Genomic DNA, 25,887 nt, shown 5'->3' with positions numbered 1-25,887 from the left:
GCGCTTCGGGCGACCGAGGCGCGGTTCGGTCGTTTTTGGCGGCCGAACGACCGCCCACACCGTTCAGGCTGAGCGAAGTCGAAGCCCAAGGGAATCCCTCGCCCTGCGTGTGAAGAGGGCAGGGCGTGGGCTTCGACTTCGCTCAGCCCGAACGGGGGATGGGAAAGCCAATTTCTTCTCAAGCTCGACTTGGGGAGGGGGCCCGCCGGGCCAGGCCCCACATGACATAACCCCGCAAGCACGGGGCCGCATCGCCGTCTCTTCCGGGTTTCCGGCGCCGATGCCCATAGTGCCGAGCCCGTAACCAAGGAGACGCTCCGATGGCATGGGTCATTCTGGGCATTGCCGTGATTACCGAGATTTGCTGGGCGCTTAGCCTGAAATGGGCGGCGACCGTTGCCACCTGGCAGGCGTCGAGCGTGCCGATCCTGCTCAGCTTCGTGAACATGGGCCTGCTGGCGCTGGCCATGCGCGGGCTTGCGGCCGGGACCGCCTATGCGGTGTGGACCGGGCTGGGCGCGGTGGGCGTCGTGATCGGCGGCGCGATCGTCTTCGGCGACAGAATCGCGCCGATCCAGGCGGGCTTCATGGTGCTGACCGTGATCGGCGTGATGGGGACCAAGCTGTTCGCGCAGGGCTGAATTTTGGTTCGCGCGAAGCCGCGAAGACACGAAGAAGATGGTTCGCGCGGAGGCGCAGAGAGCGCGGAGAAAGAAGAAGGTCTTCCGACCGCCACGTTTGGAACGCCTCTGCGTCCTCCGCGCCTCCGCGCGAACAAAAAACCGTCGCGTCTTCGCGTCTTCGCGTGAACCAAAGCCACCTCACAGGGTAGCGATCCGCCCCCCGCGCTCCTAAATCGGCCGTAATGTCCGAGCCTCCCGTCGACCGCTTCAACGAAGAGAAATCCACCTTCACCCTGCGCGGGGCCGATGCGCCCGATCTGAAGGCGGGGGTGGCGGCGATCCGCAACGTGCTGGCGACGCTGCCGCTGCGGCCGGGCGTGTACCGGATGCAGGATGCGCGCGGCGACGTGCTGTATATCGGCAAGGCGCGCGCGCTGAAGAACCGCGTCGCCAATTATACCCAGGTCGATCGCCTACCCAAGCGGCTCCAGCGGATGGTGGCGCAGACCCGGTCGATGACGATCGTCACGACCAACAATGAGGCCGAGGCGCTGCTGCTCGAGGCGCAACTCATCAAGCGTTACCGCCCGGCCTTCAACGTGCTGCTGCGCGACGACAAGAGCTTTCCCTTCATCCTGCTGCGCAACGATCACGACTTTCCGCGCATCCAGAAGCATCGCGGCGCCCGGCGGGCGGTCGGCAATTACTATGGCCCCTTCGCCAGTGCGGGCAGCGTCAACAACACGCTGAACGCGCTGCAAAAGCTGTTTCTGTTGCGGTCGTGCACCGACAGCTTCTTCAAGGGGCGCGACCGGCCCTGCCTGCTCTACCAGATCAAGCGATGCTCGGCCCCGTGCGTCGGCCGGATCGACGAGGCGGCTTATGCCGAGCTGGTCGCGGATGCGAAGAATTTCCTCGGCGGCAAGTCCACCCAGGTCCAGGCCAAGCTGGGCGCGCAGATGCAGGCGGCGGCTGAGGCGATGGACTTCGAACTCGCCGCGATCCTGCGCGACCGGTTGAAGGCGCTGACCTTCATCCAGGGGACGCAGGCGATCAATGCCGAGGGCGTGGGCGACGCCGACATCTTCGCGCTGGCGTGTCGCGAGGGGGTGATGGGCATCCAGGCCTTCTTCATTCGCGGCGGCCAGAATTGGGGGCATCGCAGCTTCTTCCCGGCGCACACCACCGACGTGCCCGAGGAGGAGGTGCTGACCAGCTTCCTCAGCCAATTCTATGAGGAGGTGCCGCCCGCCAAGACGATCCTGCTCGACCGCGACCTGCCTGAAGGCGAATTGCTGACCGAGGCGCTGGGCGAGCGCGCTGGGTATAAGGTGCAACTCACCGTGCCGCAGCGCGGCGACCGCCGCCGCCTGCTCGATCAGGCGAAGCGCAACGCGGTCGAGGCGCTCGACCGGCGATTGGCCGAGTCGACCACCCAGGCGAAATTGCTGCGCGAGGTGGCGGACTTCTTCGACCTGTCCGAACCGCCGCAGCGGATCGAAGTGTACGACAACAGCCATATCCAGGGCACCAATGCGCTGGGCGCGATGGTCGTGGCCGGGCCGGAGGGTTTCCAGAAGGGCCAGTATCGCAAGTTCAACATCAAGGGGAACGAGGCGGCAACCAATGACGATTTCGGCATGATGCGCGAAGTCTTCCGTCGCCGCTTCGCGCGCCAGCTCGAGGAAAATCCCGACCGCGACGATGCGACCTGGCCCGACCTGGTTCTGATCGACGGCGGGCGCGGCCAGCTCAACGCGGCCAAGGCGGTGCTGGAAGATCTGGGCATCGAGGATGTCTGCCTGGTCGGCGTCGCCAAGGGCCCGCATCACGGCCGCGAGGGACGCGAGGTCTTTCACATGATGGACGGCAGCGAACGGATGCTGCCGGTCAACGCGCCGCTGCTCTTCTACCTCCAGCGGCTACGCGACGAGGTCCACCGCTTCGTGATCGGCGCGCACCGCGACAAGCGCGCCAAGGCGATGGGCGCGAGCCCGCTGGACGAAGTGCCCGGCATCGGCCCGGCGCGGAAGAAGGCGCTGCTGATGCACTTCGGCACGGGCCGGGCGGTGCGCAATGCCAGCTTGGAAGACTTGCAGAAGGCGCCGGGGGTGAGCCAGGCGGTGGCGCAGCAGGTGTACGATTTTTACCATAGCCGATGAGGGTGTTGCCGCCGTTAGTAGAAGCTGCGTAATGTGATTGCCCGCGAAGTGCCATCGCAGAGAGTCAGCAGATGTTTGGTTCCTGGGGCAGCATGAGCAAAATAATCTTCGACCAATTCTTTTGAGACGACCTTTTGATCGATGGCACATATCTCGTCGCCCGGTTTCAGCTTGCCAGCGGCCGCTGGTGATTGACTCATGACATGGGCGACCGATAACCGCCCGTTCCGGGTATATCCCTGTATGCCGGATGTGCTTCGATAGGCTGGCTTTAACGGCGGCATTCGTGGTTCCAGCAGCATCCGTCCCGCTGTCAGGTCGACCGTCATATTATAGGCGCGCAGCACGCCCATGCCTATCGAGGCCTGTATCTCGTTCGATCCCCACCAGTTCGCTTGCTCGACCGTCGCATAGGCACCCGAAACCCTGTACGCCCCGAGCGTGAAATCGGTCAGTCGGCCGAGGGGGTGGACGACCATGCCCCCAACGCCGACCGATCCGATGTCCGTCTGCGGCTTGAACCCCGTACGCTCGGCAACAGCAGGCGAGATGGAAACCGCGCTGTCGTTGCCGGTGTCAATCATCGTGGGGGATGCGGACTGGCCGTTGATCGAGACGTCGGTGACCAGCCGAGAGTTGTTTGGCCCTACCCGGATGGGAATGCCGTCGGGGATCGGGATGGATCCGCTGCTTAGCAACCGGAAACGATGATGATCCTGATCGACCTGCCATTCGAAGATGCCAAGTATGGGCAGGCCGATGACCACCTCGACATCGGCAAGGCCCATGGCGTTCAAGCGGCTGAGGTCCATGACGGTGACGGCACCGGGTTTCGTGGTGCGAATCGCGCCGACATCCAGGGTGACGGACGGCGTGGTATAGAGTTGCGTCGGCCCACCGTCACTTTCCGGTTTGGCCCAAGGCGTCAGGGGAAGATGATGGGCGTCGGCATAGGCCTTGCTCACAACGACATGATCGAAGCCCGTATCAATCATCGCTTTCGTGGGGTGACCGTTCAAGACGACCGGGATGATGACGATATCGCTTTTGGGCTCGAAGTCGATCCATCCCGATCCGGCATCGGGTATCCAGAAAACCGGGCGGTCGGTAAAGGTCGCGGGTAGGGTGGAGGGGTTTTCTTGCGCCCAAAGTGCCGAGAGTGGTACAAGCGCCGCTTGGGAAAATATGAGCAATGCCGCCCAAGTCAACGATCTTTTGACAAAACCCGAAATCATATCAATGACCTGCCCATTTCTGCGGTTTTGCCTCGAGATAACTTTGCGGGATGGTGACGTAACGCGGATCATTGGGGCAAGCTGAAAACGCCGTAGTCACCAACTTTTCATCGGCGGCCTTGGCGTTGTTTGGTGGCGTGCGCTGGTATCTTCGATACTGTTGTCCGCTCGCTCTCCATGGCATCCCACCCCATTCCCCCCTACATCCCCTCCATGCACCGCGTCGCCCCCGCCATCATCCTGTCGGTCCGGCCGCATGGCGAGCATGGGGCGATCGTGCGGACCTTGACCCGCGAGGACGGGGTGCAGCCGGGTTATGTCCGGGGCGGGCGGTCGCGGGCGCTCAGGCCGGTGCTGCAACCGGGCAACGGGATCATCGGCGAGTGGCGGGCGCGGACGGTCGAGCAACTCGCCGCGCTGACCATCGAGCCCGGGCATAGCCGCGCGGGGCTCCACGGCGAGCCGCTGGCTGCCGCCGGGATCGAGTGGCTCTGCGCGTTGACCGCTGCCGCGCTGCCGGAGGAGCAGCCCTATCCCATCCTGTACGACGCGCTCGACGCGGTGTTGACCGCGATCGAGTCGGCCCCGTCGGCGCGCGGCTGGGCGGGGGCGCTGGTGCGGTATGAATTGCTGCTGCTGGGACAATTGGGGTTCGGGCTCGATCTGGAGCGGTGCACCGTCACCGGCGGGACCGCCGATCTCGCCTATGTCAGCCCCAAGAGCGGCGCGGCGGTGTCGGCGGGGGCGGCGTTCGGGTACGAGGCGCGGTTGTTTCCCCTGCCGCCCTTTCTGCGCGAGGGCGGGGCGGGGGACTGGCCCGACATCTTCGCCGCCGGGCGGATCACCGCGCATTTCCTGGCGCGCGATATCCTGGCCGGTCTGCGCCATGATCCGATGCCGGCCCGCGCCCGGCTGTTCGATCGTTTCAAAAGGGCGGTTGCGTGATGCCCGCCCGCTAAGGCAAAGGGCGCTCCGAACGGAAATGAGAAGGGGCCAGCCATGGCATTGATCGCGATCCTCGCCGGTGACGGCATCGGCCCGGAAGTGACCGCCGAAGCGCGGCGCGTGCTGGAGGCGCTGGACCTCGGCCTGACCTTCGAGGAGGCCAAGGTCGGTGGCGCGGCGTATGAAGCGGCGGGCCATCCGCTGCCGCCCGAGACGCTGGAGGTGGCGGAGCGCGCCGATGCGCTGCTGTTCGGGGCGGTCGGCGATCCGCGCTTCGACACGCTGGAGCGCGCGCATCGGCCGGAGCAGGCGATCCTGGGGCTGCGCAAGGCGTTCGGCCTGTTCGCCAATCTGCGCCCCGCCCGGCTGTTCGAGGGGCTGGAGGATGCCAGCTCGCTGCGCCCCGACATCGCGCGGCGCATCGACATGGTGATCGTGCGCGAGCTGACCGGCGACGTCTATTTCGGCGCCAAGGGCCGCGGCACCACCGAGGCGGGGCTGCGCGAGGGTCATGACCTGATGCGCTATGACGAGGAAGAGGTCGCGCGGATCGCGCGCGTCGGCTTCGAGACCGCGATGCGCCGCCGCCGTCGCCTGTTGTCGGTGGACAAGGCCAATGTGCTGGAGACGTCGCAGCTGTGGCGCGACGTGGTGATCGAGGTGGCGAAGGATTACCCCGAGGTCACGCTCGAGCATATGTATGTCGACAATTGCGCGATGCAGCTGGTGCGCGATCCGGGCCAGTTCGACGTGATACTAACCGGCAATCTGTTCGGCGATATATTGTCGGATCAGGCGTCGATGTGTGCGGGCTCGATCGGGATGCTGCCCTCGGCCGCGCTGGGTGCGACGGGCAAGGGGCTGTACGAGCCGATCCATGGCTCGGCCCCCGACATTGCCGGGCAGGGCAAGGCCAATCCGTGCGCGGCGATCCTGTCGTCGGCGATGATGCTGCGCCACTCGCTGGGGCTGGGCGAGGCCGCCGACCGGATCGACGCGGCGGTGGCAAGCGCGATCCGCGACGGTGCGCGGACCGGCGATCTGGGCGGCAGCCTGTCGACCCGCGCCATGGCCGACGCGATCCTCGAGCGCCTCTGATACCGGTGAGCGCGCTCCTCGAACTCGCGGTCGTCATCCCGACCTTCAACGAGCGCGCCAATGTGCCCGTGCTCATCGCCAAGCTCGACCAGGCGCTGGCCGGGCGGCGGTGGGAGGCGATCTTCGTCGACGACAACAGTCCCGACGGCACCGCCGATGCCGCGCGCGAGCTGGCGCGGGTCGATCCCCGCGTCCGGGTGATCCAGCGGATCGGACGGCGGGGCCTGTCCTCGGCCTGTATCGAGGGGATGTGCGCCACCGCCGCGCCGATGGTGGCGGTGATCGACGGCGATCTGCAGCATGACGAGACGCTGCTGCCGAAGATGCTCGACCGGTTGCAGGCGGAGGACGATCTCGACATCGTCGTCGGCTCGCGCTTCGTGGATGGCGGCGGTACGGGCGACTGGGACCGCGACCGGGTGGCCAAGTCGGCCTTTGCGACCCGGCTGTCGCAGCGGGTGCTGAACGTGAACCTGTCCGACCCGATGAGCGGCTTCTTCATGGTCCGTACGGCCGTGGCGCGCGAGACGGTGCCGCATCTGTCGGGGATCGGCTTCAAGATCCTGCTCGACATCATGAGCGCCTCGCCGCGCCCCTTGCGCGCCGCCGAGATGCCCTATGTCTTCCGCGTGCGGACCGAGGGCGAGTCGAAGCTCGATCACGTCGTTGCGATGGAATATCTGATCGCGCTCTACGACCGGCGGTTCGGGAAGGTGGTGCCGGTGCGCTTCGCCATGTTCTCGGCGATCGGCGTGCTGGGGGTCGGCATCCATATGGCGGTGCTGAGCCTGTTCTTCGTCCTGCTGGGCGCGACCTTCCTGGCCAGCCAGATCGTCGCGGTGGCGGCGGCGATGACGTTCAACTTCTTTCTGAACAACGCGCTGACCTATCGCGATCGGCGCCTGCGCGGGTTCCGGCCGCTGCTCGACGGATGGGTGTCCTTCTGTCTGGTCTGCGCGGTCGGGGCGATCGCCAATGTCGGCGTCGCGGCCTTTCTGCACGATGCGCGGGCGAACGAATGGGCGGTGTCGGCGCTGATCGGCGTGCTGGTCGGCGCGGTGTGGAATTACGCGCTGTCGTCGCGGTTCGTCTGGGGGCGGTATTGAGCTGGCGGTGATGGCGGGGCGTGGGCTTCGACTTCGCTCAGCCTGAACGGATCTTGGTACGAAACGCCGTTCGCACTGAGCGAAGTCGAAGTGCACGTCCCGTCCTTCACCGCCAATCGACAAACCACGTCCACCGCACGAAGGACTTCGGCCCCGCCAGCGCCCCCGCGGTCAGGATCGGATAGAAGTAGACGAACAGACAGGCGGCCGCGACCAGATAGGCCTCGTCCCAGTCGCGCAGCGCCGCCCGCCACCGATCGATCGCCACCGCCAGCGCGACCGACAGCCAGATGGCGGGCAGGAAGTAATAATAATAGAAGCCCAGCGACTTGGGGATGATCGCCCAGACCGCGAAGCCGCCGATCCACAGCGCCGCCGCGAACCCCGGCCGCACCTCGCGCGTCCGGACCCAGCCCAGCGCGCAGGCCGCCACTGCTACCAGCCCGCCCCACATCACCGCCGGATTGCCGAGCAGGAAGATGCCCCGCTGCGCCCCGTCGGCGACCTCGTAGAAATACCAGATGGGCCGCCCGATCACCGGCCAGCTCCACCAGGCCGATTGATAGGTGTGCGCCGCCAGCACCTGGGTCTGGCGCGCATACATGTCGAGCTGAAAGGGCACGAACCCCGCCACGGTCAGCGGATCGCGCGCATAGAAAAAGGCCGGTGCGAAGGTCGCGGCATAGGCCAGCCCCGCCCCGATGCCCAGCAGCCCCCAGGCCGACGACCAGCGCAGCCCCGGCCAGCGGCTGGGATCGCCGCGCTTCATCAGGACGAAGCCGATCGCGGCATAGCCCAGATAGGGGACCGCCGCCCATTTGGTTCCGACCGCCAGCCCCAGCAGCACCGCGCCCAGGCCCCAGCGCCACCGGCTTTGCGCGGGCGTGCCGCGCATCGCCCATCCCATGGTGGCGACCGCAAGCACGGTGAACGCCGCCATGAAGCCGTCCAGCATCGCGATCCGCGCCTGCACCAGCACCATGAAGTTGGCGAGCGTCAGCCCCGCGCCGATCGCGGCGGCGCGCGTCCGCCGGGTCATCAGCCAGACGATGGCGAACACGCCGCCGACGATCGCGGTGCCCGCCAGCGTCGACATCGCCCGCCAGCCGAGCGGATTGTCGCCAAAGGCCATCATGCCCAGCCCGATCAGCGCCTTGCCGAGCAGCGGATGCTCGATGTTCACCGGCCCCTCCAGCGCCAGCAGCGCGCGGGCGGCGGGGACGTAATGAACCTCGTCGAAGACCAGCTTGTGCGGCGTGGTCAGCCGCCAGCAGAACAGGGCCTGCGCGGCGACCAGAAGGGCGAGGAGCGCGGGGACCGGGCGGCTGAAGCGGGCGAGCAGGCGGCGCATGGCCCCAGGTCATGACGCCGCAGGTGAGGCGGGGCAATGGGGTTGGTGACGCCCGATGCGAAAGGGTCGCCGGTTCCCCTTTTCAATGGTCAGACAATTTGACGAAAGGCTTTGCACATGGCACCCATGGCGAAGGGGCAGGGGTGGGGCGCAATCGTCCGACACATCCCGTCCGGTCCAGATTGCGGGAGAGTGACGTGACGCGAGCGGTTCGATCGATCTTGTGCGGGATTCTGGCGGCCACCGCCCTGTCGCCGCTTCAGGCGCAAGGCCCCACCGCCAATGACGGCCCGCCCCGGACCTTCGCGGTGCAGGGCAAGGGCTTTCTGCGCAACGGCCAGCCGCATCAGGTGATTTCGGGCGAGATGCACTATGTCCGCATCCCGCGTGCCTATTGGCGCGACCGGCTGCGCAAGGCCAAGGCGATGGGGCTGAACACCATCACCACCTATGCCTTCTGGAACGCGCACGAACCGCGCCCCGGCACCTATGATTTCAGCGGCCAGAACGACATCGTCGCCTTCATCCGCGACGCGCAGGCCGAGGGGCTCGACGTCATCCTGCGCCCCGGTCCCTATGTCTGCGCCGAATGGGAACTGGGCGGCTATCCGTCCTGGCTGCTCAAGGACCGGAGCCTCGTGCTGCGCTCGACCGATCCCAAATATACCGCCGCGGTCGATCGCTGGCTGATGCGGCTGGGGCAGGAGGTCAAGCCGCTGCTGCTGAAGAATGGCGGGCCGATCGTCGCGGTCCAGCTCGAGAATGAATATGGCGCCTTTGGCAGCGACCAGGATTATCTGCGCGGGCTGGAGGCCAGCTACAAGCGCGCCGGGCTGGCGGACGGGGTGTTGTTCACCAGCAACCAGGGCGGCGACCTGGCCAAGGGGTCGCTGCCCAACCTGCCCTCGGTCGTCAATTTCGGGTCGGGTGGTGCGCAGAACGCCATCGCCAAGCTGGAGGCCTATCGCCCCGACGGCCTGCGCATGGTCGGCGAATATTGGGCGGGCTGGTTCGACAAATGGGGCGAGGACCATCACGAGACCGACGGCAAGAAAGAGGCCGAGGAAATGGCCTATATGCTCAAGCGCGGCTATTCGATCTCGCTCTACATGGTCCATGGCGGCACCACCTTCGGCTGGATGAACGGGGCGGATTCGCACACCGGCAAGGACTATCACCCCGACACGACCAGCTATGACTATGACGCGCCGATCGATGAGGCGGGCAATCCGCGCTACAAATACGGGCTGATCGCCGCCGCCATCGCCGAGGTGACCGGCAAGCCCGCCGCCCCCACTCCCGCGCCCACCGTCGCGCAGAGCTTCCCCGTCTCGCCGGTCCGGCGCAGCGCCTCGCTCTGGGACAATCTGCCGCAGCCGATCCGCGCGGCGCAGCCCAAGACGTTCGAGGAACTCGACCAGAATTACGGTTACGTCCTCTACCGCGTCACCGTGCCAAAGGGCCCGGCGGGGACGCTGATGCTGAAGGGCATGCACAGCTATGCGCAGGTCTATCTGGGCCGCAAGCTGGTCGGCACGCTCGACCGGCGGCTGGATCAGGAAACGGTGGAGCTGCCCGCGCGGACCGCGCCCGCAACGCTGGACATATTGGTCGAGAATACCGGCCGTGTGAACTACAGCCATGCCATCCGGACCGAGCAGGCCGGCCTGACCGGCGCGGTGACGCTGGCGGGGCAGCCGCTGACCGACTGGCAGATGTTCCGCCTGCCGATGGACGACCTGTCGGCGTTGAAGCTATCGGCCAAGCCCTGCACCGGGCCCTGTTTCTACGAGGCGGAGATGACGGTGACGCAGCCCGCCGACACCTATCTCGACATGCGCGGCGCGCATAAGGGGCAGTTGTGGTTCAACGGCCATAATCTGGGCCGCTATTGGGGGATCGGCCCCGTCCATACGCTGTTCACGCCCGCACCATGGATGAAGCAGGGGGCGAACCGCGTCCTGTTCTTCGACCTGACCGGCGATGCCGGCGACCGGCTGACCAGCGTGACCAAGCCGATCTACGGCAAGATCACCAACCATCGCGAGGCGCAATAAGGTCGACCGGCTCTGCCCCTCCACCGCCAGGCGCAGCCGGTGGCGGAGGGGCAACGCGTGCCGATGGGATTATCGGACCGCCGCGGCCTGGTTGGCGACGATCGCGTCGCGCTGTTCCTGGCTCATGGCGCTGGCATTGACGTCGGCGGCCTTGATCGCGTCGGCGCGGTCCTCGGCATAGTCGCGGGTCTTCTCGGCCTGCTTGTCGAGCGCCTTGGCCTCGTTGCGCAGCATGTCCGCCTGGCTTTCCATATTATCGGCGCGGTTGTCGGCAGCGTCCTCGACGCGGCCCGCCAGCTTGTCGGTGCCCTTGTTGTTGCAGGCCGACAGCGAGACCAGGCTGGCCGCCAGCAAAAGACCGATACGCATCTTCATCGTCATTTCCCCTGTTCGTTTCGGCCGCAACAACCGGATCGTCGCAATTCCGTTCCGCTTCGGTAACGGCTACACTTGGCCGCGCGTGTCCGAATATCCTTGAACCCCGCCCCCCGGACCGGCAAATGGGCTGGCATGAAGCGCAAGACTGGCCAGGACCGTTCGATCACCACCCAATGGCGCCCCGCCACGCAGGCCGTTCGCGGCGGCACCGCGCGGTCGGAATATGGCGAAACCTCCGAGGCGCTCTTCCTGACCTCGGGCTATTGCTATGACCGGGCGGGCGATGCGGCGGCGCGGTTCGCGGGCGAGCAGGAGGGGATGACCTATTCCCGCCTCCAGAACCCGACCGTCGAGATGCTCGAACAGCGTATCGCGCTGCTGGAGGGCGCCGAGGCGTGCCGGACCATGGCGTCCGGCATGGCGGCGATGACGGCGGTGCTGCTCTGCCAGTTGCAGGCGGGCGACCATCTGGTCGGCGGCCGCGCGGCGTTCGGTTCGTGCCGCTGGCTGACCGACACGCTGCTGCCCAAGTTCGGCATCGCCACCACCGTCGTCGACGCCCGCGACCCGCAGGCGTTCCTGGATGCGGTGCGGCCCGAGACCAAGGTCTTCTTCTTCGAGACGCCCGCCAATCCGACCATGGACGTGGCCGACCTGGAGGCGATCTGCGCCATCGCGCGCGAGCGTGGGATCACCACGGTCGTCGACAATGCCTTCGCCACCCCGGCGCTCCAGCGGCCGATGGATTTCGGCGCGGACGTGACCGCCTATTCCGCCACCAAGATGATGGACGGGCAGGGGCGCGTGCTGGCGGGCGCGGTGTGCGGGACCGAAGACTTCATCACCAACACGCTGCTGCCCTTTACCCGCAACACCGGCCCGACCCTGTCGGCGTTCAACGCCTGGGTGGTGCTCAAGGGGCTGGAGACGCTCGACCTGCGCATCCATCGCCAGTCGGAATCGGCGTTGAAGGTCGCGCAGTTCCTGGAGGGGCGTGTCCCCCGCGTCCTGTGCCCGGCGCTGCCCAGCCATCCGCAGCACGAACTCGCCATGCGCCAGATGAAGGCGGGCGGCAGCATCTTCGCGATCGAACTCGATGGCGGGCGGACCCAGGCGCACGGGCTGCTCGATGCGCTGGAGCTGATCGATATTTCCAACAATATCGGCGACTCGCGCTCGCTGATGACCCACCCCGCCTCGACCACCCATGCGGGCGTCGCCGAGGACAAGCGGGTCGAGATGGGGATCGGCGAGGGGATGCTGCGCCTGAATGTCGGGCTGGAGGATGCGGACGACCTGATCGACGATCTCGACCAGGCGCTGCGTGCCGTGGGTCTGTGAAGGCGCTCTTTTCCCATGCGCTGACCACCGGGCCGGTGACGGTCCGGGTGTCGGTCAGCTATCTGCCCGAACAGTCGGAGCCCGAGCGCGGGCGCTGGTTCTGGGCCTATCATGTCCGTATCGAGAATGAGGGCGATCAGCCGGTACAGCTGCTCACCCGCCGCTGGATCATCACCGACGGGCGCGGCGCACGCCATTCGGTCGAGGGCGAGGGCGTGGTCGGCGAACAGCCGGTGATCCAGCCGGGTGCGGCCTATGATTATGTCTCGGGCTGCCCGCTGGCGACGACCAGCGGGGCGATGCAGGGCAGCTATCGTATGGTCGGCGCGGACGGCGCGACCTTCGATGCGGCCATCCCCCATTTCGCGCTGATCGCGCCGGCGGTGGAATCGTGAAGCGGACGCATCTGCCGCTGAACGGCTTGCGCGTGCTGGACGCGGCGGCCCGGCATCTGAGCTTCACCCGCGCCGCCGACGAACTGGCCGTCACCCCGGCGGCGGTCGGGCAGCAGATCCGCGCGCTGGAGGATACGCTGGGCGTCGTCCTGTTCCGCCGCACCACGCGCGGGCTGGAGCTGACCCCGGAGGCCGAGGCGGGGCTGGCGCCATTGCGCGCCGGTTTCCTGCAATTCGAGGACGCCGTGCGCGCCATGCAGGCGGGCCAGTCGTCCAAGTCGCTGACCATCGCCGCGCCGCGCGACGTGACCGAGAAGTGGCTGATGCCGCGCTTGGCCGCGATCGCCGCCAGCGATCCCGACCTGCGCTTCTCGCTGATCGCATCGGACGAGGGGCTGGACTTCACCGAGGCCAATCTGGACCTCGCCATCCGCTGGGGCGATGGGCCCGGCGGGCTGGAGGGCGAGGCGATCGAGTCGGACGGGATGATCGCGATCGGTGCTCCTGGCGGTCCCGAAGACGCGCCGCTGATCGCCTGGCCCGGCGCGCCCGAAGAAGGAACGCCGCTGGTCCGCGTGACCGATGCGGGGCTGGCGATCGACGCGGTGGCGGCGGGGCTGGGTAGGGCGGTGGTGCCGCAGCTGCTCGCCGAGCGCGATCTGGCCGAGGGGCGGGTGGTCGCCACCGGCGAGGCGGTGCCGTCGCGGATGGGATACTGGCTGGTCGCGCCGCTCCCGCAATGGCGCCAGCAGAAGGTCAAGGCGCTGGTCGAGGCGCTGGGGGGCTAGTCTCTCCGGTCGATCGACATGGCCCCGGCTTTTCGGGATCGTACGGTTTCCAGTAAATCCAAAAGTTTGTTTGTCATCGCCGGCGAATTGCGCTTTGATCTCACCTGACATCAGGGGGGAGAGACCATGTCGGATTTGAATCGTGCCGAAATCGCCCGTTCACAACTCATATACGATGCCAGCCGCAAGTCGGTGGGTGTCGCCTATTTGCTGTTGATATTTCTGGGCGGGTTCGGGGCGCACCGCTTTTATCTCGGCAGCACGGGATCGGCGGTGGCGATGCTGCTGTTGAACTTCGTCGGCTGGATGACGGTCTGGATGGGCGTCGGCTTGGTTGTGTTGGGATTTGCTTGGTTGTGGCTGTTTGTCGACCTGTTCCTGCTGCCCGGTATTGCGCGCCGCTATAATATGCGTCTGGCGAACGATCTGACCGGCGGCATTCCCGCCACGATTTGAACCATGGTCGTCGCCTCGGTCTTCACCGGGGCGACGAGGATCAGGCCGCGGCTTCCGCGTCGAAGGGCACCGGGAATTTCTTCGCGCAGAACGCGCAGTCGACCTGGATTAGTCCCTCGGCATCCGCCATCTCGCGCCGTTCCTCGACCGAGAATTTGGTGATGACGCTCGCGATATACTCCGCCGAGCAGCGGCAGCCGCGCACGATGGCCGGGCTTTCCGACACGCGGACATTCTGCTCCTCGTTGAACAGCCGCCACACGAGCGTCTCCAGCGGCAGCGCGGCGTCGGCCAGTTCCTCGGCCTGCATGGTCTGGCCGAGCGCCTGGACATGCTCCCATTCGGGGTGGTCGAGCTTGACGTGCAGCCGCTCGCGGCCTTCCTCGCCCTCGGGCAGATGCTGGAGGAACAGACCGCCCGCGACGGTGCGGCCGTCCGGTCCCTTGGCGATCCCCACGCGCAACAGGCTGGGGATCTGTTCGGACTGGATGAAATAGCTTTCCGCCGCCGCCGACAGCGTCTCGCCGTCGATCGGCACGATGCCCTGATAGCGTTCGCCCGTCACCGCCAGGTCGAAGGTGATCGCCAGATAGCCCTGGCCGAACAGCGCGAACAGCGTCGGGTCGGCGGGCAGTTCGGCCAGCCGGTCCTCGTCATACTGGATATAGCCACGCAGCTCGCCGCCGCGATAATCGCAAACCAGCAGCCGGATCACGCCGCTGTCGCTGCGCGTCTGGATGGTCAGCTGCCCGCCCGTGTCCTTCAGCGTCGCGCCCATCAGCGCGGTCAGCGTCAGCGCCTCGGCCAGCAGCCGCTCGATCACCGGGGGATAGGCATGCGCCGCCAGTATCTCGTCCAGCACGGGGCCCAGCCGCACCAGCCGGCCACGCGCATGCTGCTCGGGGATGGTGAACGCGATCGCGCGGTCGAGGTCGGGCAGGGTGAGGTCGGTCATGGTCGTGCCTTTACGCGCCGGGAAACGTCCGGGCGATATGGTGCCGGTGCGGCGGGGGAAAGAGAAAAGGCCGACGAACCCGCCGGCCTTTCCATAGATAGGATCGGTTCGCTGCCGATCAACCGATCTGGCCGAAGCACCAGCGCAGCACCGATTTCTGCGCGTGAAGGCGGTTCTCCGCTTCCGGCCAGATCAGCGATTGCGGCCCGTCGATGACGTCCGACGTGACTTCCTCGTCGCGGTGCGCGGGCAGGCAGTGGAGGAACTTGGCATCCGGCTTGGCCAGCGCCATCAGCTCGGCATTGACCTGGAACGGCATCATCGCGGCCAGCTTTTCCTCGGCATGGGCCTGGCCCATCGAGATCCAGGTGTCGGTGACGACGATGTCCGCTCCCTCGACCGCCGCACGCGGATCGGTCGTGCAGATCGCGCGACCCTTGCCTAGTTCGAGCGTGCCCGGCTCCGGGTGATAACCGTTGGGGCAGGCGGCGACCACGTCGAAGCCGAGCAGTCCGCCCGCCTCGACGATCGAGTGCAGCACGTTGTTGCCGTCACCCAGCCAGGCGACCTTCATGCCGGGCAGCGTCTTGCCCGCCTCGATCACGGTCAGCAGGTCGGCCATGATCTGGCAGGGGTGCGACAGGTCGGTCAGCCCGTTGATGACCGGCACGCTGGCATAATGCGCCATCTCCTCGACCTTGGCATGATCGTCGGTGCGGATCATGATCGCGTCGGTATAGCCCGACAGGATGCGCGCGGTGTCGGCGATCGTCTCGCCGCGACCCAGCTGCATGGTCCCGGCATCGAGCACGATCGAGGTGCCGCCCAGCTGGCGGATCGCCATGTCGAAGCTGACGCGGGTGCGGGTCGAGTTCTTCTCGAACACCATGGCGAGCGTGTGCCCGGCCAGCGGGGCGTCGGCATCGACGCGGCCCTTGGTGAAACCGGCGCGCGCGGCCTTGCGGGCCTGGGCATCGGTCAGAATGGCGGTCACACCCTCGGGACCGGCGTCGGCGAGGTTCAGGAAGTGGCGGATCGTCATGGAATATTACTCCGTCGCCCCGGCGGACGGTGCCGCCGGGGTGGCAGGGATCATCAATCGTCGGCGGCGGGGACATAGACGCGCGCGGCGTCGGACAGTTTCGTCGCGAACTCGGTGATGTGGCTCTCGTCGATGGTCAGCGGCGGCAGGATGCGGATCACATTCTCGCCCGCCGCGACCAGCAGCAGACCGTGATGGTCGCGGCAATGCGCGACGAAGCGACGGCTGTCGCTCTTCATCTTCAGGCCCTGCATCAGGCCATGACCGCGAACCTCCTCGAACAGATGATCGAAGTTCGGAGTCATCTGCTCCAGCGTGGAGCGCAGCCGCTGGCCCATCGCCTCGACATGCTCGAGGAAGCCCGGCTCCTGGATCACGTCCAGTACCGCCTCGCCCGCCGCCATGGACAGCGGGTTGCCGCCATAGGTCGAGCCGTGGGTGCCGATCACCATGCCCTTGGCCGCTTCCTCGGTCGCCAGGCACGCGCCCAGCGGGAAGCCGCCGCCAATGCCCTTGGCCACCGCCATGATGTCGGGCGTCACGCCGTACAGCTCATGCGCGAAGAACTTGCCGGTGCGACCGTAACCGCACTGCACCTCGTCCAGCACCAGCAGCAGGCCATGCTCGTCGCACGCCTTGCGCAGGCCCTGGAGGAATTCCGTGCTGGCAGGGCGCAGGCCGCCTTCACCCTGGATCGGCTCGACCAGGAAACCGGCGGTGTTCTCGTCGATCAGCGCGAGCGCCGCCTCCAGATCGTCGAACGGCGCATAGGCGAAGCCGGGCAGCAGCGGCTCGAACCCGTCGCGCATCTTGGGCTGGTTGGTCGCCGAGATCGCGCCCAGCGTCCGCCCGTGAAAGGCGTTGTTGAACGTGATCAGCGTATGACGCTGCGGATTGCCATTGGCGAAGTGATAGCGGCGCGCGGTCTTGATCGCGCACTCGACCGCCTCGGCACCCGAATTGGTGAAGAACACCGTATCGGCAAAGGTCGAATCGACCAGCCGCTGCGCGAAATGCTCGCCCTGCGGACTACCGTACAGGTTGGACACATGCATCAGCGTCGCGGCCTGTTTGGCGATCGCCTCGACCAGTTTCGGATGACCATGGCCCAGCGCGTTCACCGCGATCCCGGCGGCAAAGTCCAGATACTGCTCGCCATTTTCGCCGTACAGATAGACGCCCTCGCCTCGGACCGGACGCACCCCGCACCGTGGGTAAACGGGCATCAGGGCGGTGATGGTCACGGGACGTCTCCTTCAAACAGCAAAGGGCGGCTCAATGGGCCGCCCTTCGTCACGATAGCCGATCACCAAAAGCGAGACAACACCGCTGCCGTCATCGCGTCAGGCGTCGATCACCTCTTCGTCCAGCCGCGCCGCATTCTCCTGGATGAAGGCGAAGCGGTGCGCCGGGTTGTTGCCCATCAGCCGGTCGACCAGGTCCTTCACGCCCGCCCGTTCTTCATATTCCTGGGGCAGGGTGATGCGGATCAGGCTGCGGGTGGCGGGGTCCATGGTGGTTTCGCGCAACTGGCCGGGGTTCATCTCGCCCAGGCCCTTGAAGCGGGCGACGTCGACCTTCTTTCCCTTGAACGCGGTGCGCTCCAGCTCGGCGCGGTGGGCGTCGTCGCGGGCGTAGAGCGACTTGGCCCCGACCGTCAGGCGATAGAGCGGCGGCTGGGCGAGATAGAGGTGCCCGCGCCGCACCAGATCGGGCATTTCCTGGAAGAAGAAGGTCATCAGCAGCGTGGCGATATGCGCGCCGTCCACGTCGGCGTCGGTCATGATGACGATCTTTTCGTAGCGCAGCTGGGTCGGGTCGCAATCCTTGCGCGTGCCGCAGCCCATGGCCAGCGTCAGGTCGGCAATTTCCTGATTCTGCAGGATCTTGGTCGAGGTGGCGCTGGCGACGTTCAGGATCTTGCCGCGGATCGGCAGGATCGCCTGGGTCTTGCGGTCGCGCGCCTGCTTGGCCGAGCCGCCCGCCGAGTCGCCCTCGACGATGAACAATTCGGTCCCCTCGGGGCTGTCGGCGGCGCAGTCGGTCAGCTTGCCGGGCAGGCGCAGCTTGCGCGCCGAGGTCGCGGTCTTGCGCTTGACCTCGCGCTCCGCCTTGCGGCGCAGCCGTTCGTCCATCCGGTCGAGCACATAGCCGAGCAGTGCCTTGCCGCGCTCCATATTGGCGGAGAGATAATGGTCGAAATGGTCGCGCACCGCCTTTTCGACCAGCCCGGCGGCTTCGGGGCTGGTCAGGCGATCCTTGGTCTGGCTCTGGAATTGCGGTTCGCGGATGAAGACCGACAACATCAGTTCGGAGCCGACCATGACGTCGTCGGCGGTGATGTCCTTGGCCTTTTTCTGGTTCACCAGCTCGCCGAACGCGCGCAGGCCCCGGACCAGCGCCTGGCGCAGGCCCTGTTCATGGGTGCCGCCATCGGGGGTCGGGATGGTGTTGCAATACCAGCTATAGCTGCCGTCGCTCCACAGCGGCCAGGCGACCGCCCATTCGACGCGGCCCTGTTCGCCCGGAAACTCCTGGTTCCCGGAGAAGAAATCGGCAGTGGCGCATTCGCGCCCGCCCAGCTGTTCCTTCAGGTGATCGGCCAGGCCGCCGGGGAACTGGAACACCGCCTCGGCGGGCGTGTCGTCGGTGATCAGCGCGGGCGAACAGTGCCAGCGAATCTCGACGCCCGCGAACAGATAGGCCTTGGAGCGGACCAGCTTGTGCAGCCGGGCGGGCTTGAAGGCGAGTTCGGGGCCGAAAATCTCGGTATCGGGGGTAAAGGCGACGCTGGTCCCGCGCCGGTTGGGGGCGGCGCCCACCGTCTCCAGCGGCCCCAGCGTCGCGCCGCGCGCGAAACACTGGCGATAGAGGATACGCTCGCGCGCGACCTCGACCACCGTGTCCGAGGACAGCGCATTGACCACCGACACGCCGACGCCGTGCAGGCCGCCCGAGGTCGCATAGGCCTTGCCGGTGAACTTGCCGCCCGAATGCAGCGTGGACAGGATCACCTCCAGCGCCGACTTGTCGGGGAATTTGGGGTGCGGGTCGACCGGGATGCCGCGACCATTGTCGACGATGGTCAGGCGGTTGCCCGGCTCCAGCTTGACCTCGATCCGGGTGGCGTGGCCCGCCACCGCCTCGTCCATCGCATTGTCGAGGACCTCGGCGGCCAGGTGGTGCAGCGCGCGTTCGTCGGTGCCGCCGATATACATGCCGGGGCGGCGGCGCACCGGCTCCAGCCCTTCCAGCACCTCGATCGAGGAGGCGTCATAGGCGGGCTGGGTGCGGGGCGTGCCCGCGAACAGGTCATTGGACATAACGGGAACTATAGGGGCTGTAAGGCCGGTGCGCCAGCGCCGCCTGCACCGCGCAAATGCGACAAAACTTTGCTTACGTTAAGTCGCGGGATATTTCGGTCGCGTCCGTCCGTTCCCCCGGAACCTTAGCCAAGGGACACGGGAGAATTTATGGTGAAGTTTTGGATGGCGGGCGCCGCAGCCTCGGCCTTGTTCGCCGCGCCGGCAATGGCGCAGGACAGCTATGCGACGGGGGACGATGCCGCTCCGTTTTCGGGCGTCTATGTCGGGGGCAGCTTCGGTTACGACGTGCAGCCCAATGATGTCGGCTCGCGCCTGCTGTTCGATCGCAACGGCGACGGCCGGTTCGGCGATGTCGTGACGACCTCGACCGGCGCCAACGCCTTCTCGCCGGGCTTCTGCAACGGCGCCGCGCGCAGCAACCTGTCGCCCCAGAATGCAGCCACCGGATGCAATAACGACAAGGACGGCATCGCCTATTATGGCCGGGTCGGCATCGACCATCAGGTCGGCAACATCGTCTATGGCGCGGTCGGCGAGTTCGGCAAGTCGGAGATCACCGACAGCGTCTCGGGCTTTTCGACCACGCCCGCCTGGTACACCTTCACCCGCAGCATCGACTGGGAAGCCTCGGTTCGCGGACGCGCGGGCTATGCGGCGAACAACACGCTGTTCTACGGCACCTTCGGTGGCGGCTATGCGCGGATCAACCGGACCTTCACCACGTCCAACACCGCCAACGCCTTTGCGATCAGCGGCGATCGCAACCGGTTCGGCTTTCTCGGGGGTGGCGGCATCGAGCAGAAGATCGGCCGCAACTTCTCGATCGGCATGGAATATATGTACCACCAGTATAACGACGACGAGACCCGCGTCCGCGTGACCCAGGGGTCGGCGCCCGCGACCAACCCGTTCGTGCTGGCGCCCAATACGGCGGGCACCGACATCCGCCGGTCGGACGACAAGTTCCGCTGGCACTCGCTGCGCGCGACGGCGGCGTTCCGGTTCTGATGCGAGGGGCGTCCCGTCGCTCGGGAAGAGCGGCGGGGCGTGCACTTCGACTTCGCTCAGTGCGAACGGAGGTTGGTACCTGACGTCCGTTCAGCCTGAGCGAAGTCGAAGGCCACGGAATTACGCCAGCAACGAAAAAGCCCGCCGGTCGCGAAACCGGCGGGCTTTTTCCATCGACCCCGAATCAGCGGACGCGCGGGCCGCCAAAGGGCAGCGGCGGCGGCGGGCGACGGTCGCGGCGGGGCAGCTGCGCCTGATAGGCGTGGCCGCAATGCTCGACGCAATAGGGGAAGCCCGGATTCACCTTTTCGCCGCAGAAGTGGAAGTCCGGCTCGCCCGGATGGCCGATCGGCCATTTGCAGATGCGGTCGTTCAGGTCGAGCAGCGAGGTCTTGCCCGCAATCTCGGCGCTGGGCTTGGCGGGGACCAGGCGACGCGGCGGAGCGGGCGAGGGCGGGGGCTGCTGCTCGCCGGGCGACTGGCGGACGAAGCCGCCGGGGCCGACCGAACGCAGGATCGGCTGCGGCTCGCGCGTCGGTTCGGCGGCGGGTTCGGGCGCGGCGGGGGCGACCGGTTCGGCGCGCACGGGTTCGGGCTCGGGTTCCGGGGCGGGCGGCGGAGCGGCAGGAACCGGCTCGGGCGCCTCGGCCACCGGGGCGGCGGCGGGCTCGTTGGCCTTTACCGGCGACGGACGCGCCTGAAGGCCCAGGCGATGCGCCTTGCCGATCACCGCGTTGCGGCTGACTCCGCCCAATGCTTCGGCGATCTGGCTGGCGGTCTGTCCCGCCTCCCACATCGTCCTGAGCGTATCGATCCGCTCATCGGTCCACGACATTCGAAACCTTTCCTCACTTCATCATCGCACCGGCCAGTCATTGTACCGGGTTGCGGGCGGCCACGGCAACGGTTACGCGCTATGGCGATGAGCAGCCAGCCCCCAATCGGCGAAATCCACTCGGCGGTGCGCGCCGCCCCTGGTAAGCCCGTGATCCGGAACATCAACTGGGGAGGCCTGCGAACCCTCTATATCAAGGAGGTGCGCCGGTTCTTCAAGGTGCAGCTCCAGACGATCTGGGCGCCGTCGGTCACGACCCTGCTTTACCTCATCATTTTCACCACCGCGCTGGGCGGGCGTCATGCCGTGCCGGTGGCGGGGATGCAGGTGCCGTTCGCCGATTTCATCGCGCCGGGCCTGATCGTCATGGGGATGATGAACAACGCCTTCGCCAATGCCAGCTTCTCGCTGCTGGTCGGCAAGATCCAGGGTACGATCGTCGACTATCTGATGCCGCCGCTGTCCACCGCCGAGCTGCTGGCCGCGCTGGTCGGCGGCGCGGTGACGCGCGCGGTGCTGGTCGGGGTGACCGTCTGGGCGGCGATGGCGATCTGGCCGGGCGTCCATGTGACGCCGCACGCCTTTTTCGCGGTGCTGTGGTTCGGCCTGCTGGGTTCGGTGTTCCTGGCGCTGCTGGGCGTGCTGACGTCGATCTGGGCGGAGAAGTTCGACCATGCCGCCGCCGTCACCAATTTCGTGGTCGTGCCGCTGTCGCTGCTGTCGGGCACCTTCTATTCGGTCGATGGCCTCGCCCCGACGTTCCGCGCGATCAGCCATGCCAACCCGTTCTTCTATGTGATCTCGGGCTTCCGCTACGGCTTTCTGGGGCTGGCCGATTCGCCGGTGACGCTGGGCGGCGCGATCGTGCTGGGCATCGACGTCGCGATGGCGGTGCTGTGCTATGTGCTGTTGCGCAAAGGCTGGAAGCTGAAAAATTAAGGCCCTGCGGCTTAACCGCTTTTTCACCATAGAGCCGCTATTCCTGCCTCTCTGCTCCAGCAGCGGAACCTCCTCTTGGCCGGGTTGTCAGCATGCCCGGTTCAGGTCCTTAGCGGGACCGCCTGCGCCGTCGATGCCCCTCGGGGATCGGGCCAGGCGGTCCCGGCCTTTCGCGCTCCGTGATCCAAGCGGCATTGCAAGCGCGCGCCAATGGGCGTAGCGGAGGACCCCATCATGACATCTTCTGCTCCCATGGCGGTCGTGCTCGTTTCGGGCGGGCTGGACTCGATGATTTCCGCCGCCTCGGCCAAGGCCGCAGGCTATCGCATCCTCGCATTGTCGGTGGATTACAACCAGCGTCACAAGGTCGAACTGGCCGCCGCCGCGCGCGTCGCCGAGGCGCTGGGGGCCGAGCGGCATATCGTCCTGCCGCTCGACCTGTCGGCGTTCGGCGGGTCGGCGCTGACCGCCGATATCGACGTGCCCAAGGACGGGGTGCAGCCGGGCATTCCCATCACCTATGTCCCGGCGCGCAACACCATCTTCCTCAGCCTGGCGCTGGGCTGGGCCGAAGCGGCGGGCGCGCGCGACCTGTTCATCGGGGTCAATGCGCTCGACTATTCGGGCTATCCCGATTGCCGCCCCGAATTCATCGCCGCCTTCGAGGGGCTGGCCGAGATCGCCACCAAGGCGGGCGTCGAGGGCCACCCCTTCAAGATCCACGCGCCGCTCCAGCACATGACCAAGGCCGACATCGTGCGCGAAGGTACGCGGCTGGGCGTCGACATGGGGATCAGTTGGTCCTGTTACGACCCGACGCCCGAGGGGCTGCATTGCGGCGAGTGCGACAGCTGCCGCCTGCGTTCGCGCGGGTTCGAGGAAGCGGGCATTCCCGATCCCACCGCCTATGCGGTCAAGCCGCAGGGCTGAGGCCATGAGCTATGCCGTCAAGGAGATGTTCCTGACGCTCCAGGGCGAAGGGGTGCAGGCGGGGCGGCGGGCGGTGTTCGTGCGCTTTGCCGGGTGCAACCTGTGGTCGGGGCGCGAGCAGGACCGGGCGAGCGCGATTTGCCGCTTCTGCGACACCGATTTCGTCGGGGTCGACGGCCTGGGCGGCGGGCGCTTCGCCGATGCGGCGGCGCTGGTCGCGGCGGTCGAGGGTTTCTGGGGCACGACGCGCGACCAGCGCTTCGTCGTGCTGACCGGGGGCGAGCCGATGCTTCAGGTCGACGACGCGCTGGTCGAGGCGCTGCATGCGGCGGGGTTCTTCATCGCGATCGAGAGCAATGGGACGATCTCAGCGCATCCGGGCATCGACTGGGTGTGCATCAGCCCCAAGGCGGGGTCGCAGGTCGTCCAGCGCTCCGGGCAGGAGTTGAAGCTGGTCTGGCCCCAGGCAGGCATCGACCCGGCGGAGGTCGAAGGCTGGGACTTCGCCAACCATTTGCTCCAGCCGCTCGACGATCCGCGCGCGGAGGCGAATCGCGAGGCGTGCATTGCCATGGTCATGGAGCGGCCGCGCTGGCGGTTGACGCTCCAGACGCACAAGATGCTGGGGTTGCGGTAGGGGTTTTGGGCTGGCGTCGGAGCGTGCGCTTCGACTTCAGCGCGAAGTGCCGATGCTCATCCTGAGCGGCTGGCTTGCCAGCCCGTCGAAGGGCTCAGCATGAACGGCTCTGCCGATAAGTCCCACCCTCCGTTCAGCCTGAGCGAAGTCGAAGGCCACGCCCGACGCCAACCCAACGCGGAACGTGCACTTCGACTTCGCTCAGTGCGAACGGAGGCTGAGTCCTTTAGTGAACGAACCGCGCCACCACGTCGCGGTAGCTGCGCGAGACCTTCACCTGCGCGCCCGACTCGAGCAGCAGGAAGCATTCGCCATTGGTGTGCGGCTTGACCTGCTTGACCAGGTCCAGGTTGACGATGGTCGAACGGTGCACCCGCTGGAACCGCCGGGGGTCGAGTCGCTTCTCCAGGTCCTTCATCGTCTCGCGCAGGACCAGCGAATTGTCGCCGGTGTTGATCACCATGTAATCGCCCGCCGCCTCGATCATCTCGATCGTGTCGACATCGACGCGGAAGATCTGGCCGCGATCCTTGATGTTGATGAGCTTCTCGAAGCGGCTGGCGGCGACCTCGCCGCCTTCGTTCAGGTCGGCGACCGCTTCGGGGGCATGCTCGGCGAGCACTTCCTTCAGCTTCTCGACCTCGCCCGCGCCGCGCTTCTCGTTCAGCCGCTGGCGCACGCGGTCGAGCGTGTCGGCGAGTCGTGCCTCCTCGACCGGCTTCATCAGATAGTCGACCGCCTGCGCCTCGAACGCGCGCAGGGCATGGTCGGAATAGGCGGTGACGAAGACGAACAAGGGCGGTTCGACCTCCATCAGCCCCTGGATCACCGAGAAACCGTCGAAACCGGGCATCTGGATGTCGAGGAAGACGAGGTCGGGCTTGTGCGTCTTGATCGCGCGGATCGCTTCGCGCCCGTTCGAGCAGCGCTCGATGATCTCGACGTCTTCGTGCGCCTGGAGACGGATCTCCAGTCCCTGGATCGCCAGGGGCTCGTCGTCGACGAGGATGGTACGGATGGTCATGCGGCCTCTCTGTTCACATTCTCAAGCTGGAAGGGGATCTCGATCTCGACCGAGAATCCGCCAGCCGGCGCGGAGCGGGATTCGAAGCGGTGATCCGGGCCATAAGCCTGGGCCAGCCGTTCGCGGATATTGGACAGCCCAACGCCGGTCGAAACGCTTGAGGAATGACGCACCTCGTGCAAGCCGGGACCGGTATCGGATACGGCGATCCGCACCCGTTGCCCGACCAGTCGCACATCGACGCGGATATCGGCGCCTTCTTCCTGCGGGGTGACGGCATATTTGATAGCGTTCTCGACCAGCGGTTGCAGCAGCAGCGAGGGCAGCCGGGCACGTTCGGCCCGCGGGTCGATCTCGAAACTCGGGCGCAGGCGATCCTCGAAGCGCATCTTCTCGATTTCCAGATAGAGTTTCAGCGTTTCAACCTCTTGCGCCACGGTCACATGCGCCGTGGGCTCATTGGCCAGCGTGTAGCGGAGGAAGGCTGACAGCCGGCTTAACATCGCATTCGCCCGCTCGGTCTGCTTGAGCAGCACCAGCGTCGAGATGGAATTGAGCGTGTTGAACAGGAAATGCGGGTTCAACTGGTAGCGCAGCATCGCCAGCTGCGCCGACGACGCCTGATGCTCCAGCGCGCGCATCTCGTCGATCTGGTGCTCGACGATCAGATAATAGTTGATCGCGAAATAGAGCGCCGACCAGCCCGCCAGCACCTCGAAGGTGATGAACAGATTGCCGATCAGCAGCGAGACGGTGACCCCCGGCTGGGTCGTGGTGATGAACGAAAAGGAAAAGGCGTTGAGCGCGGCATAAAGGAACGTCGCGGCCGCCAGCGTCGCCAGCGTCAGGAACACCCCCGCGATGCGCGGCAGCCGCCGGTAATAGCCATAGAGGGTCGAGAGCAGCAGCGTGATGCAATAGCCCAGGATCGCCTCGATGATCACCGGGATGATCTTCTCCAGCGAAAAGCCGTTGGAGACGCCGACCACCGAACGCTGGACCAGATAGCCGGACCAGCCGACCGCCTGGAGTATCCAGAAGGCACGCGCCTTGTTCTCGAAAAACGGCCGCACCGACAATTGGTCGGCGGCGGCGGGCGAAGCGGTGCTGGTCGCGACGGGCGAATGGGTGGCCATGGCCGGGCGACATCTACACGGACCACAGGCGAAGGGCAAAGATTGGGGCAGGGGCAAAAGAAAGGGCCGCCCTTCCCGGAGGAGGGGCGGCCCGAAATCCAGTCCGACTTAAAAGCCGGG

General features: G+C 66.5%; 24 protein-coding genes. 14 read left to right on the top strand and 10 right to left on the bottom strand.

Annotated elements, in window-relative coordinates; genetic code table 11:
- Nucleotides 1–320 precede the first annotated feature (320 nt).
- Together QE363_RS16760 and uvrC are read left to right on the top strand one after the other, a co-directional pair.
- Nucleotides 321–641: an SMR family transporter gene (locus tag QE363_RS16760; RefSeq protein ID WP_309697098.1), complete on the top strand. Its 321-nt coding sequence runs from the start codon at nucleotides 321–323 to the stop codon at nucleotides 639–641.
- A 224-nt stretch (nucleotides 642–865) separates the two neighbouring features.
- Nucleotides 866–2,785: an excinuclease ABC subunit UvrC gene (uvrC, locus tag QE363_RS16755; protein WP_309697096.1), complete on the top strand. Its 1,920-nt coding sequence runs from the start codon at nucleotides 866–868 to the stop codon at nucleotides 2,783–2,785.
- Between the two features lie 14 nt (nucleotides 2,786–2,799).
- Here the strand turns inward: uvrC and QE363_RS16750 are convergent, their stop codons facing one another.
- Nucleotides 2,800–4,020: an aspartyl protease family protein gene (locus QE363_RS16750; RefSeq protein WP_309697094.1), complete on the bottom strand. Its 1,221-nt coding sequence runs from the start codon at nucleotides 4,018–4,020 to the stop codon at nucleotides 2,800–2,802.
- A 213-nt stretch (nucleotides 4,021–4,233) separates the two neighbouring features.
- Between QE363_RS16750 and recO the strand changes: the two genes are divergently transcribed.
- The 3 genes from recO to QE363_RS16735 are packed head-to-tail and all read left to right on the top strand — an operon-like array spanning nucleotide 4,234 to nucleotide 7,169.
- The gene (gene recO / locus QE363_RS16745; RefSeq protein WP_309697091.1) at nucleotides 4,234–4,965 is read left to right on the top strand and encodes a DNA repair protein RecO; all 732 of its coding nucleotides are present in this window, start codon (nucleotides 4,234–4,236) and stop codon (nucleotides 4,963–4,965) included.
- A 54-nt stretch (nucleotides 4,966–5,019) separates the two neighbouring features.
- Complete coding sequence (gene leuB / locus QE363_RS16740) at nucleotides 5,020–6,063, top strand: 3-isopropylmalate dehydrogenase (RefSeq protein ID WP_309697089.1); 1,044 nt, start codon at nucleotides 5,020–5,022, stop codon at nucleotides 6,061–6,063.
- A 5-nt stretch (nucleotides 6,064–6,068) separates the two neighbouring features.
- Nucleotides 6,069–7,169, top strand: a complete 1,101-nt coding sequence (locus tag QE363_RS16735) for a glycosyltransferase family 2 protein (protein ID WP_309697087.1) — start codon at nucleotides 6,069–6,071, stop codon at nucleotides 7,167–7,169.
- Nucleotides 7,170–7,275: 106 nt separating this feature from the next.
- On the opposite strand, the gene QE363_RS16730 is transcribed toward QE363_RS16735, so the two are convergent.
- Complete coding sequence (locus QE363_RS16730) at nucleotides 7,276–8,520, bottom strand: phospholipid carrier-dependent glycosyltransferase (protein ID WP_309697085.1); 1,245 nt, start codon at nucleotides 8,518–8,520, stop codon at nucleotides 7,276–7,278.
- A gap of 197 nt (nucleotides 8,521–8,717) precedes the next feature.
- Between QE363_RS16730 and QE363_RS16725 the strand changes: the two genes are divergently transcribed.
- Complete coding sequence (locus QE363_RS16725) at nucleotides 8,718–10,577, top strand: beta-galactosidase (protein ID WP_309697083.1); 1,860 nt, start codon at nucleotides 8,718–8,720, stop codon at nucleotides 10,575–10,577.
- Nucleotides 10,578–10,646: 69 nt separating this feature from the next.
- Here QE363_RS16725 and QE363_RS16720 read toward each other — a convergent pair whose 3' ends face one another.
- Entirely contained in the window at nucleotides 10,647–10,952 is a 306-nt protein-coding gene (locus tag QE363_RS16720) for a hypothetical protein (RefSeq protein ID WP_309697081.1), read from the bottom strand.
- A gap of 135 nt (nucleotides 10,953–11,087) precedes the next feature.
- Between QE363_RS16720 and QE363_RS16715 the strand changes: the two genes are divergently transcribed.
- The 4 genes from QE363_RS16715 (at nucleotide 11,088) to QE363_RS16700 (ending at nucleotide 13,935) form a co-directional block, all read left to right on the top strand.
- Nucleotides 11,088–12,296 (top strand): aminotransferase class I/II-fold pyridoxal phosphate-dependent enzyme, encoded by a 1,209-nt coding sequence (locus QE363_RS16715; protein ID WP_309697079.1) that lies wholly within the window; start codon nucleotides 11,088–11,090, stop codon nucleotides 12,294–12,296.
- A complete protein-coding gene (gene apaG / locus QE363_RS16710; RefSeq protein WP_309697077.1) occupies nucleotides 12,293–12,691 on the top strand; it encodes a Co2+/Mg2+ efflux protein ApaG in 399 nt (132 codons plus the stop codon). The genes QE363_RS16715 and apaG overlap by 4 nt, the downstream gene beginning before the upstream one ends.
- Entirely contained in the window at nucleotides 12,688–13,479 is a 792-nt protein-coding gene (locus tag QE363_RS16705) for a LysR family transcriptional regulator (RefSeq protein ID WP_309697075.1), read from the top strand. Before apaG ends, QE363_RS16705 begins: the two co-directional genes overlap by 4 nt.
- A 126-nt stretch (nucleotides 13,480–13,605) precedes the next feature.
- Entirely contained in the window at nucleotides 13,606–13,935 is a 330-nt protein-coding gene (locus QE363_RS16700; RefSeq protein WP_309697072.1) for a TM2 domain-containing protein, read from the top strand.
- Between the two features lie 40 nt (nucleotides 13,936–13,975).
- On the opposite strand, the gene QE363_RS16695 is transcribed toward QE363_RS16700, so the two are convergent.
- The 4 genes from QE363_RS16695 to parE all read right to left on the bottom strand — a co-directional run bounded on the left by QE363_RS16695 (nucleotide 13,976) and on the right by parE (nucleotide 19,255).
- Nucleotides 13,976–14,890, bottom strand: a complete 915-nt coding sequence (locus QE363_RS16695) for an Hsp33 family molecular chaperone HslO (protein WP_307100506.1) — start codon at nucleotides 14,888–14,890, stop codon at nucleotides 13,976–13,978.
- 118 nt (nucleotides 14,891–15,008) lie between these two features.
- Nucleotides 15,009–15,932 carry an ornithine carbamoyltransferase gene (gene argF / locus QE363_RS16690; RefSeq protein ID WP_309697069.1) on the bottom strand — a complete coding sequence of 308 codons (924 nt, stop codon included), beginning with the start codon at nucleotides 15,930–15,932 and terminating at the stop codon, nucleotides 15,009–15,011.
- A 53-nt stretch (nucleotides 15,933–15,985) separates the two neighbouring features.
- On the bottom strand, nucleotides 15,986–17,176 hold the full coding sequence (locus QE363_RS16685) for an aspartate aminotransferase family protein (RefSeq protein ID WP_309697067.1): 1,191 nt from the start codon (nucleotides 17,174–17,176) through the stop codon (nucleotides 15,986–15,988).
- 99 nt (nucleotides 17,177–17,275) lie between these two features.
- The gene (gene parE / locus QE363_RS16680) at nucleotides 17,276–19,255 is read right to left on the bottom strand and encodes a DNA topoisomerase IV subunit B (RefSeq protein ID WP_309697065.1); all 1,980 of its coding nucleotides are present in this window, start codon (nucleotides 19,253–19,255) and stop codon (nucleotides 17,276–17,278) included.
- A 150-nt stretch (nucleotides 19,256–19,405) separates the two neighbouring features.
- Between parE and QE363_RS16675 the strand changes: the two genes are divergently transcribed.
- Nucleotides 19,406–20,266, top strand: a complete 861-nt coding sequence (locus tag QE363_RS16675) for a hypothetical protein (protein WP_309697063.1) — start codon at nucleotides 19,406–19,408, stop codon at nucleotides 20,264–20,266.
- A 184-nt stretch (nucleotides 20,267–20,450) separates the two neighbouring features.
- Here the strand turns inward: QE363_RS16675 and QE363_RS16670 are convergent, their stop codons facing one another.
- The gene (locus QE363_RS16670; RefSeq protein WP_309697061.1) at nucleotides 20,451–21,101 is read right to left on the bottom strand and encodes a GcrA family cell cycle regulator; all 651 of its coding nucleotides are present in this window, start codon (nucleotides 21,099–21,101) and stop codon (nucleotides 20,451–20,453) included.
- A gap of 87 nt (nucleotides 21,102–21,188) precedes the next feature.
- Between QE363_RS16670 and QE363_RS16665 the strand changes: the two genes are divergently transcribed.
- The 3 genes from QE363_RS16665 (at nucleotide 21,189) to queE (ending at nucleotide 23,607) form a co-directional block, all read left to right on the top strand.
- Nucleotides 21,189–22,040 carry an ABC transporter permease gene (locus tag QE363_RS16665; protein WP_309697057.1) on the top strand — a complete coding sequence of 284 codons (852 nt, stop codon included), beginning with the start codon at nucleotides 21,189–21,191 and terminating at the stop codon, nucleotides 22,038–22,040.
- 234 nt (nucleotides 22,041–22,274) lie between these two features.
- A complete protein-coding gene (queC, locus tag QE363_RS16660) occupies nucleotides 22,275–22,970 on the top strand; it encodes a 7-cyano-7-deazaguanine synthase QueC (RefSeq protein WP_309697055.1) in 696 nt (231 codons plus the stop codon).
- A 4-nt stretch (nucleotides 22,971–22,974) separates the two neighbouring features.
- Complete coding sequence (gene queE / locus QE363_RS16655) at nucleotides 22,975–23,607, top strand: 7-carboxy-7-deazaguanine synthase (protein ID WP_309697053.1); 633 nt, start codon at nucleotides 22,975–22,977, stop codon at nucleotides 23,605–23,607.
- Between the two features lie 226 nt (nucleotides 23,608–23,833).
- On the opposite strand, the gene QE363_RS16650 is transcribed toward queE, so the two are convergent.
- Together QE363_RS16650 and QE363_RS16645 are read right to left on the bottom strand one after the other, a co-directional pair.
- Nucleotides 23,834–24,631, bottom strand: coding sequence for a LytTR family DNA-binding domain-containing protein (locus tag QE363_RS16650; protein WP_307100485.1), 798 nt, complete (start codon nucleotides 24,629–24,631; stop codon nucleotides 23,834–23,836).
- Nucleotides 24,628–25,767, bottom strand: coding sequence for a histidine kinase (locus QE363_RS16645; protein WP_309697052.1), 1,140 nt, complete (start codon nucleotides 25,765–25,767; stop codon nucleotides 24,628–24,630). Before QE363_RS16645 ends, QE363_RS16650 begins: the two co-directional genes overlap by 4 nt.
- Nucleotides 25,768–25,887: the final 120 nt, after the last annotated feature.

This window comes from Sphingomonas sp. SORGH_AS_0870 (assembly GCF_031453175.1).
In the GTDB taxonomy this organism is placed as follows: Bacteria; Pseudomonadota; Alphaproteobacteria; order Sphingomonadales; family Sphingomonadaceae; genus Sphingomonas.
Note: the sequence above shows the minus strand (reverse complement) of the source record. Positions and strands in the feature narration are given on the sequence as shown.

Coding starts and splice junctions, on each gene's coding strand:
- QE363_RS16760 (WP_309697098.1), top strand. CDS start 321: ATGGCATGGGTCATTCTGGGCATTGCCGTGATTACCGAGATTTGCTGG.
- uvrC (WP_309697096.1), top strand. CDS start 866: ATGTCCGAGCCTCCCGTCGACCGCTTCAACGAAGAGAAATCCACCTTC.
- QE363_RS16750 (WP_309697094.1), bottom strand. CDS start 4,020: ATGATTTCGGGTTTTGTCAAAAGATCGTTGACTTGGGCGGCATTGCTC.
- recO (WP_309697091.1), top strand. CDS start 4,234: ATGCACCGCGTCGCCCCCGCCATCATCCTGTCGGTCCGGCCGCATGGC.
- leuB (WP_309697089.1), top strand. CDS start 5,020: ATGGCATTGATCGCGATCCTCGCCGGTGACGGCATCGGCCCGGAAGTG.
- QE363_RS16730 (WP_309697085.1), bottom strand. CDS start 8,520: ATGCGCCGCCTGCTCGCCCGCTTCAGCCGCCCGGTCCCCGCGCTCCTC.
- QE363_RS16720 (WP_309697081.1), bottom strand. CDS start 10,952: ATGAAGATGCGTATCGGTCTTTTGCTGGCGGCCAGCCTGGTCTCGCTG.
- QE363_RS16715 (WP_309697079.1), top strand. CDS start 11,088: ATGAAGCGCAAGACTGGCCAGGACCGTTCGATCACCACCCAATGGCGC.
- QE363_RS16700 (WP_309697072.1), top strand. CDS start 13,606: ATGTCGGATTTGAATCGTGCCGAAATCGCCCGTTCACAACTCATATAC.
- QE363_RS16695 (WP_307100506.1), bottom strand. CDS start 14,890: ATGACCGACCTCACCCTGCCCGACCTCGACCGCGCGATCGCGTTCACC.
- argF (WP_309697069.1), bottom strand. CDS start 15,932: ATGACGATCCGCCACTTCCTGAACCTCGCCGACGCCGGTCCCGAGGGT.
- parE (WP_309697065.1), bottom strand. CDS start 19,255: ATGTCCAATGACCTGTTCGCGGGCACGCCCCGCACCCAGCCCGCCTAT.
- QE363_RS16675 (WP_309697063.1), top strand. CDS start 19,406: ATGGTGAAGTTTTGGATGGCGGGCGCCGCAGCCTCGGCCTTGTTCGCC.
- QE363_RS16670 (WP_309697061.1), bottom strand. CDS start 21,101: ATGTCGTGGACCGATGAGCGGATCGATACGCTCAGGACGATGTGGGAG.
- QE363_RS16665 (WP_309697057.1), top strand. CDS start 21,189: ATGAGCAGCCAGCCCCCAATCGGCGAAATCCACTCGGCGGTGCGCGCC.
- queC (WP_309697055.1), top strand. CDS start 22,275: ATGACATCTTCTGCTCCCATGGCGGTCGTGCTCGTTTCGGGCGGGCTG.
- queE (WP_309697053.1), top strand. CDS start 22,975: ATGAGCTATGCCGTCAAGGAGATGTTCCTGACGCTCCAGGGCGAAGGG.
- QE363_RS16650 (WP_307100485.1), bottom strand. CDS start 24,631: ATGACCATCCGTACCATCCTCGTCGACGACGAGCCCCTGGCGATCCAG.
- QE363_RS16645 (WP_309697052.1), bottom strand. CDS start 25,767: ATGGCCACCCATTCGCCCGTCGCGACCAGCACCGCTTCGCCCGCCGCC.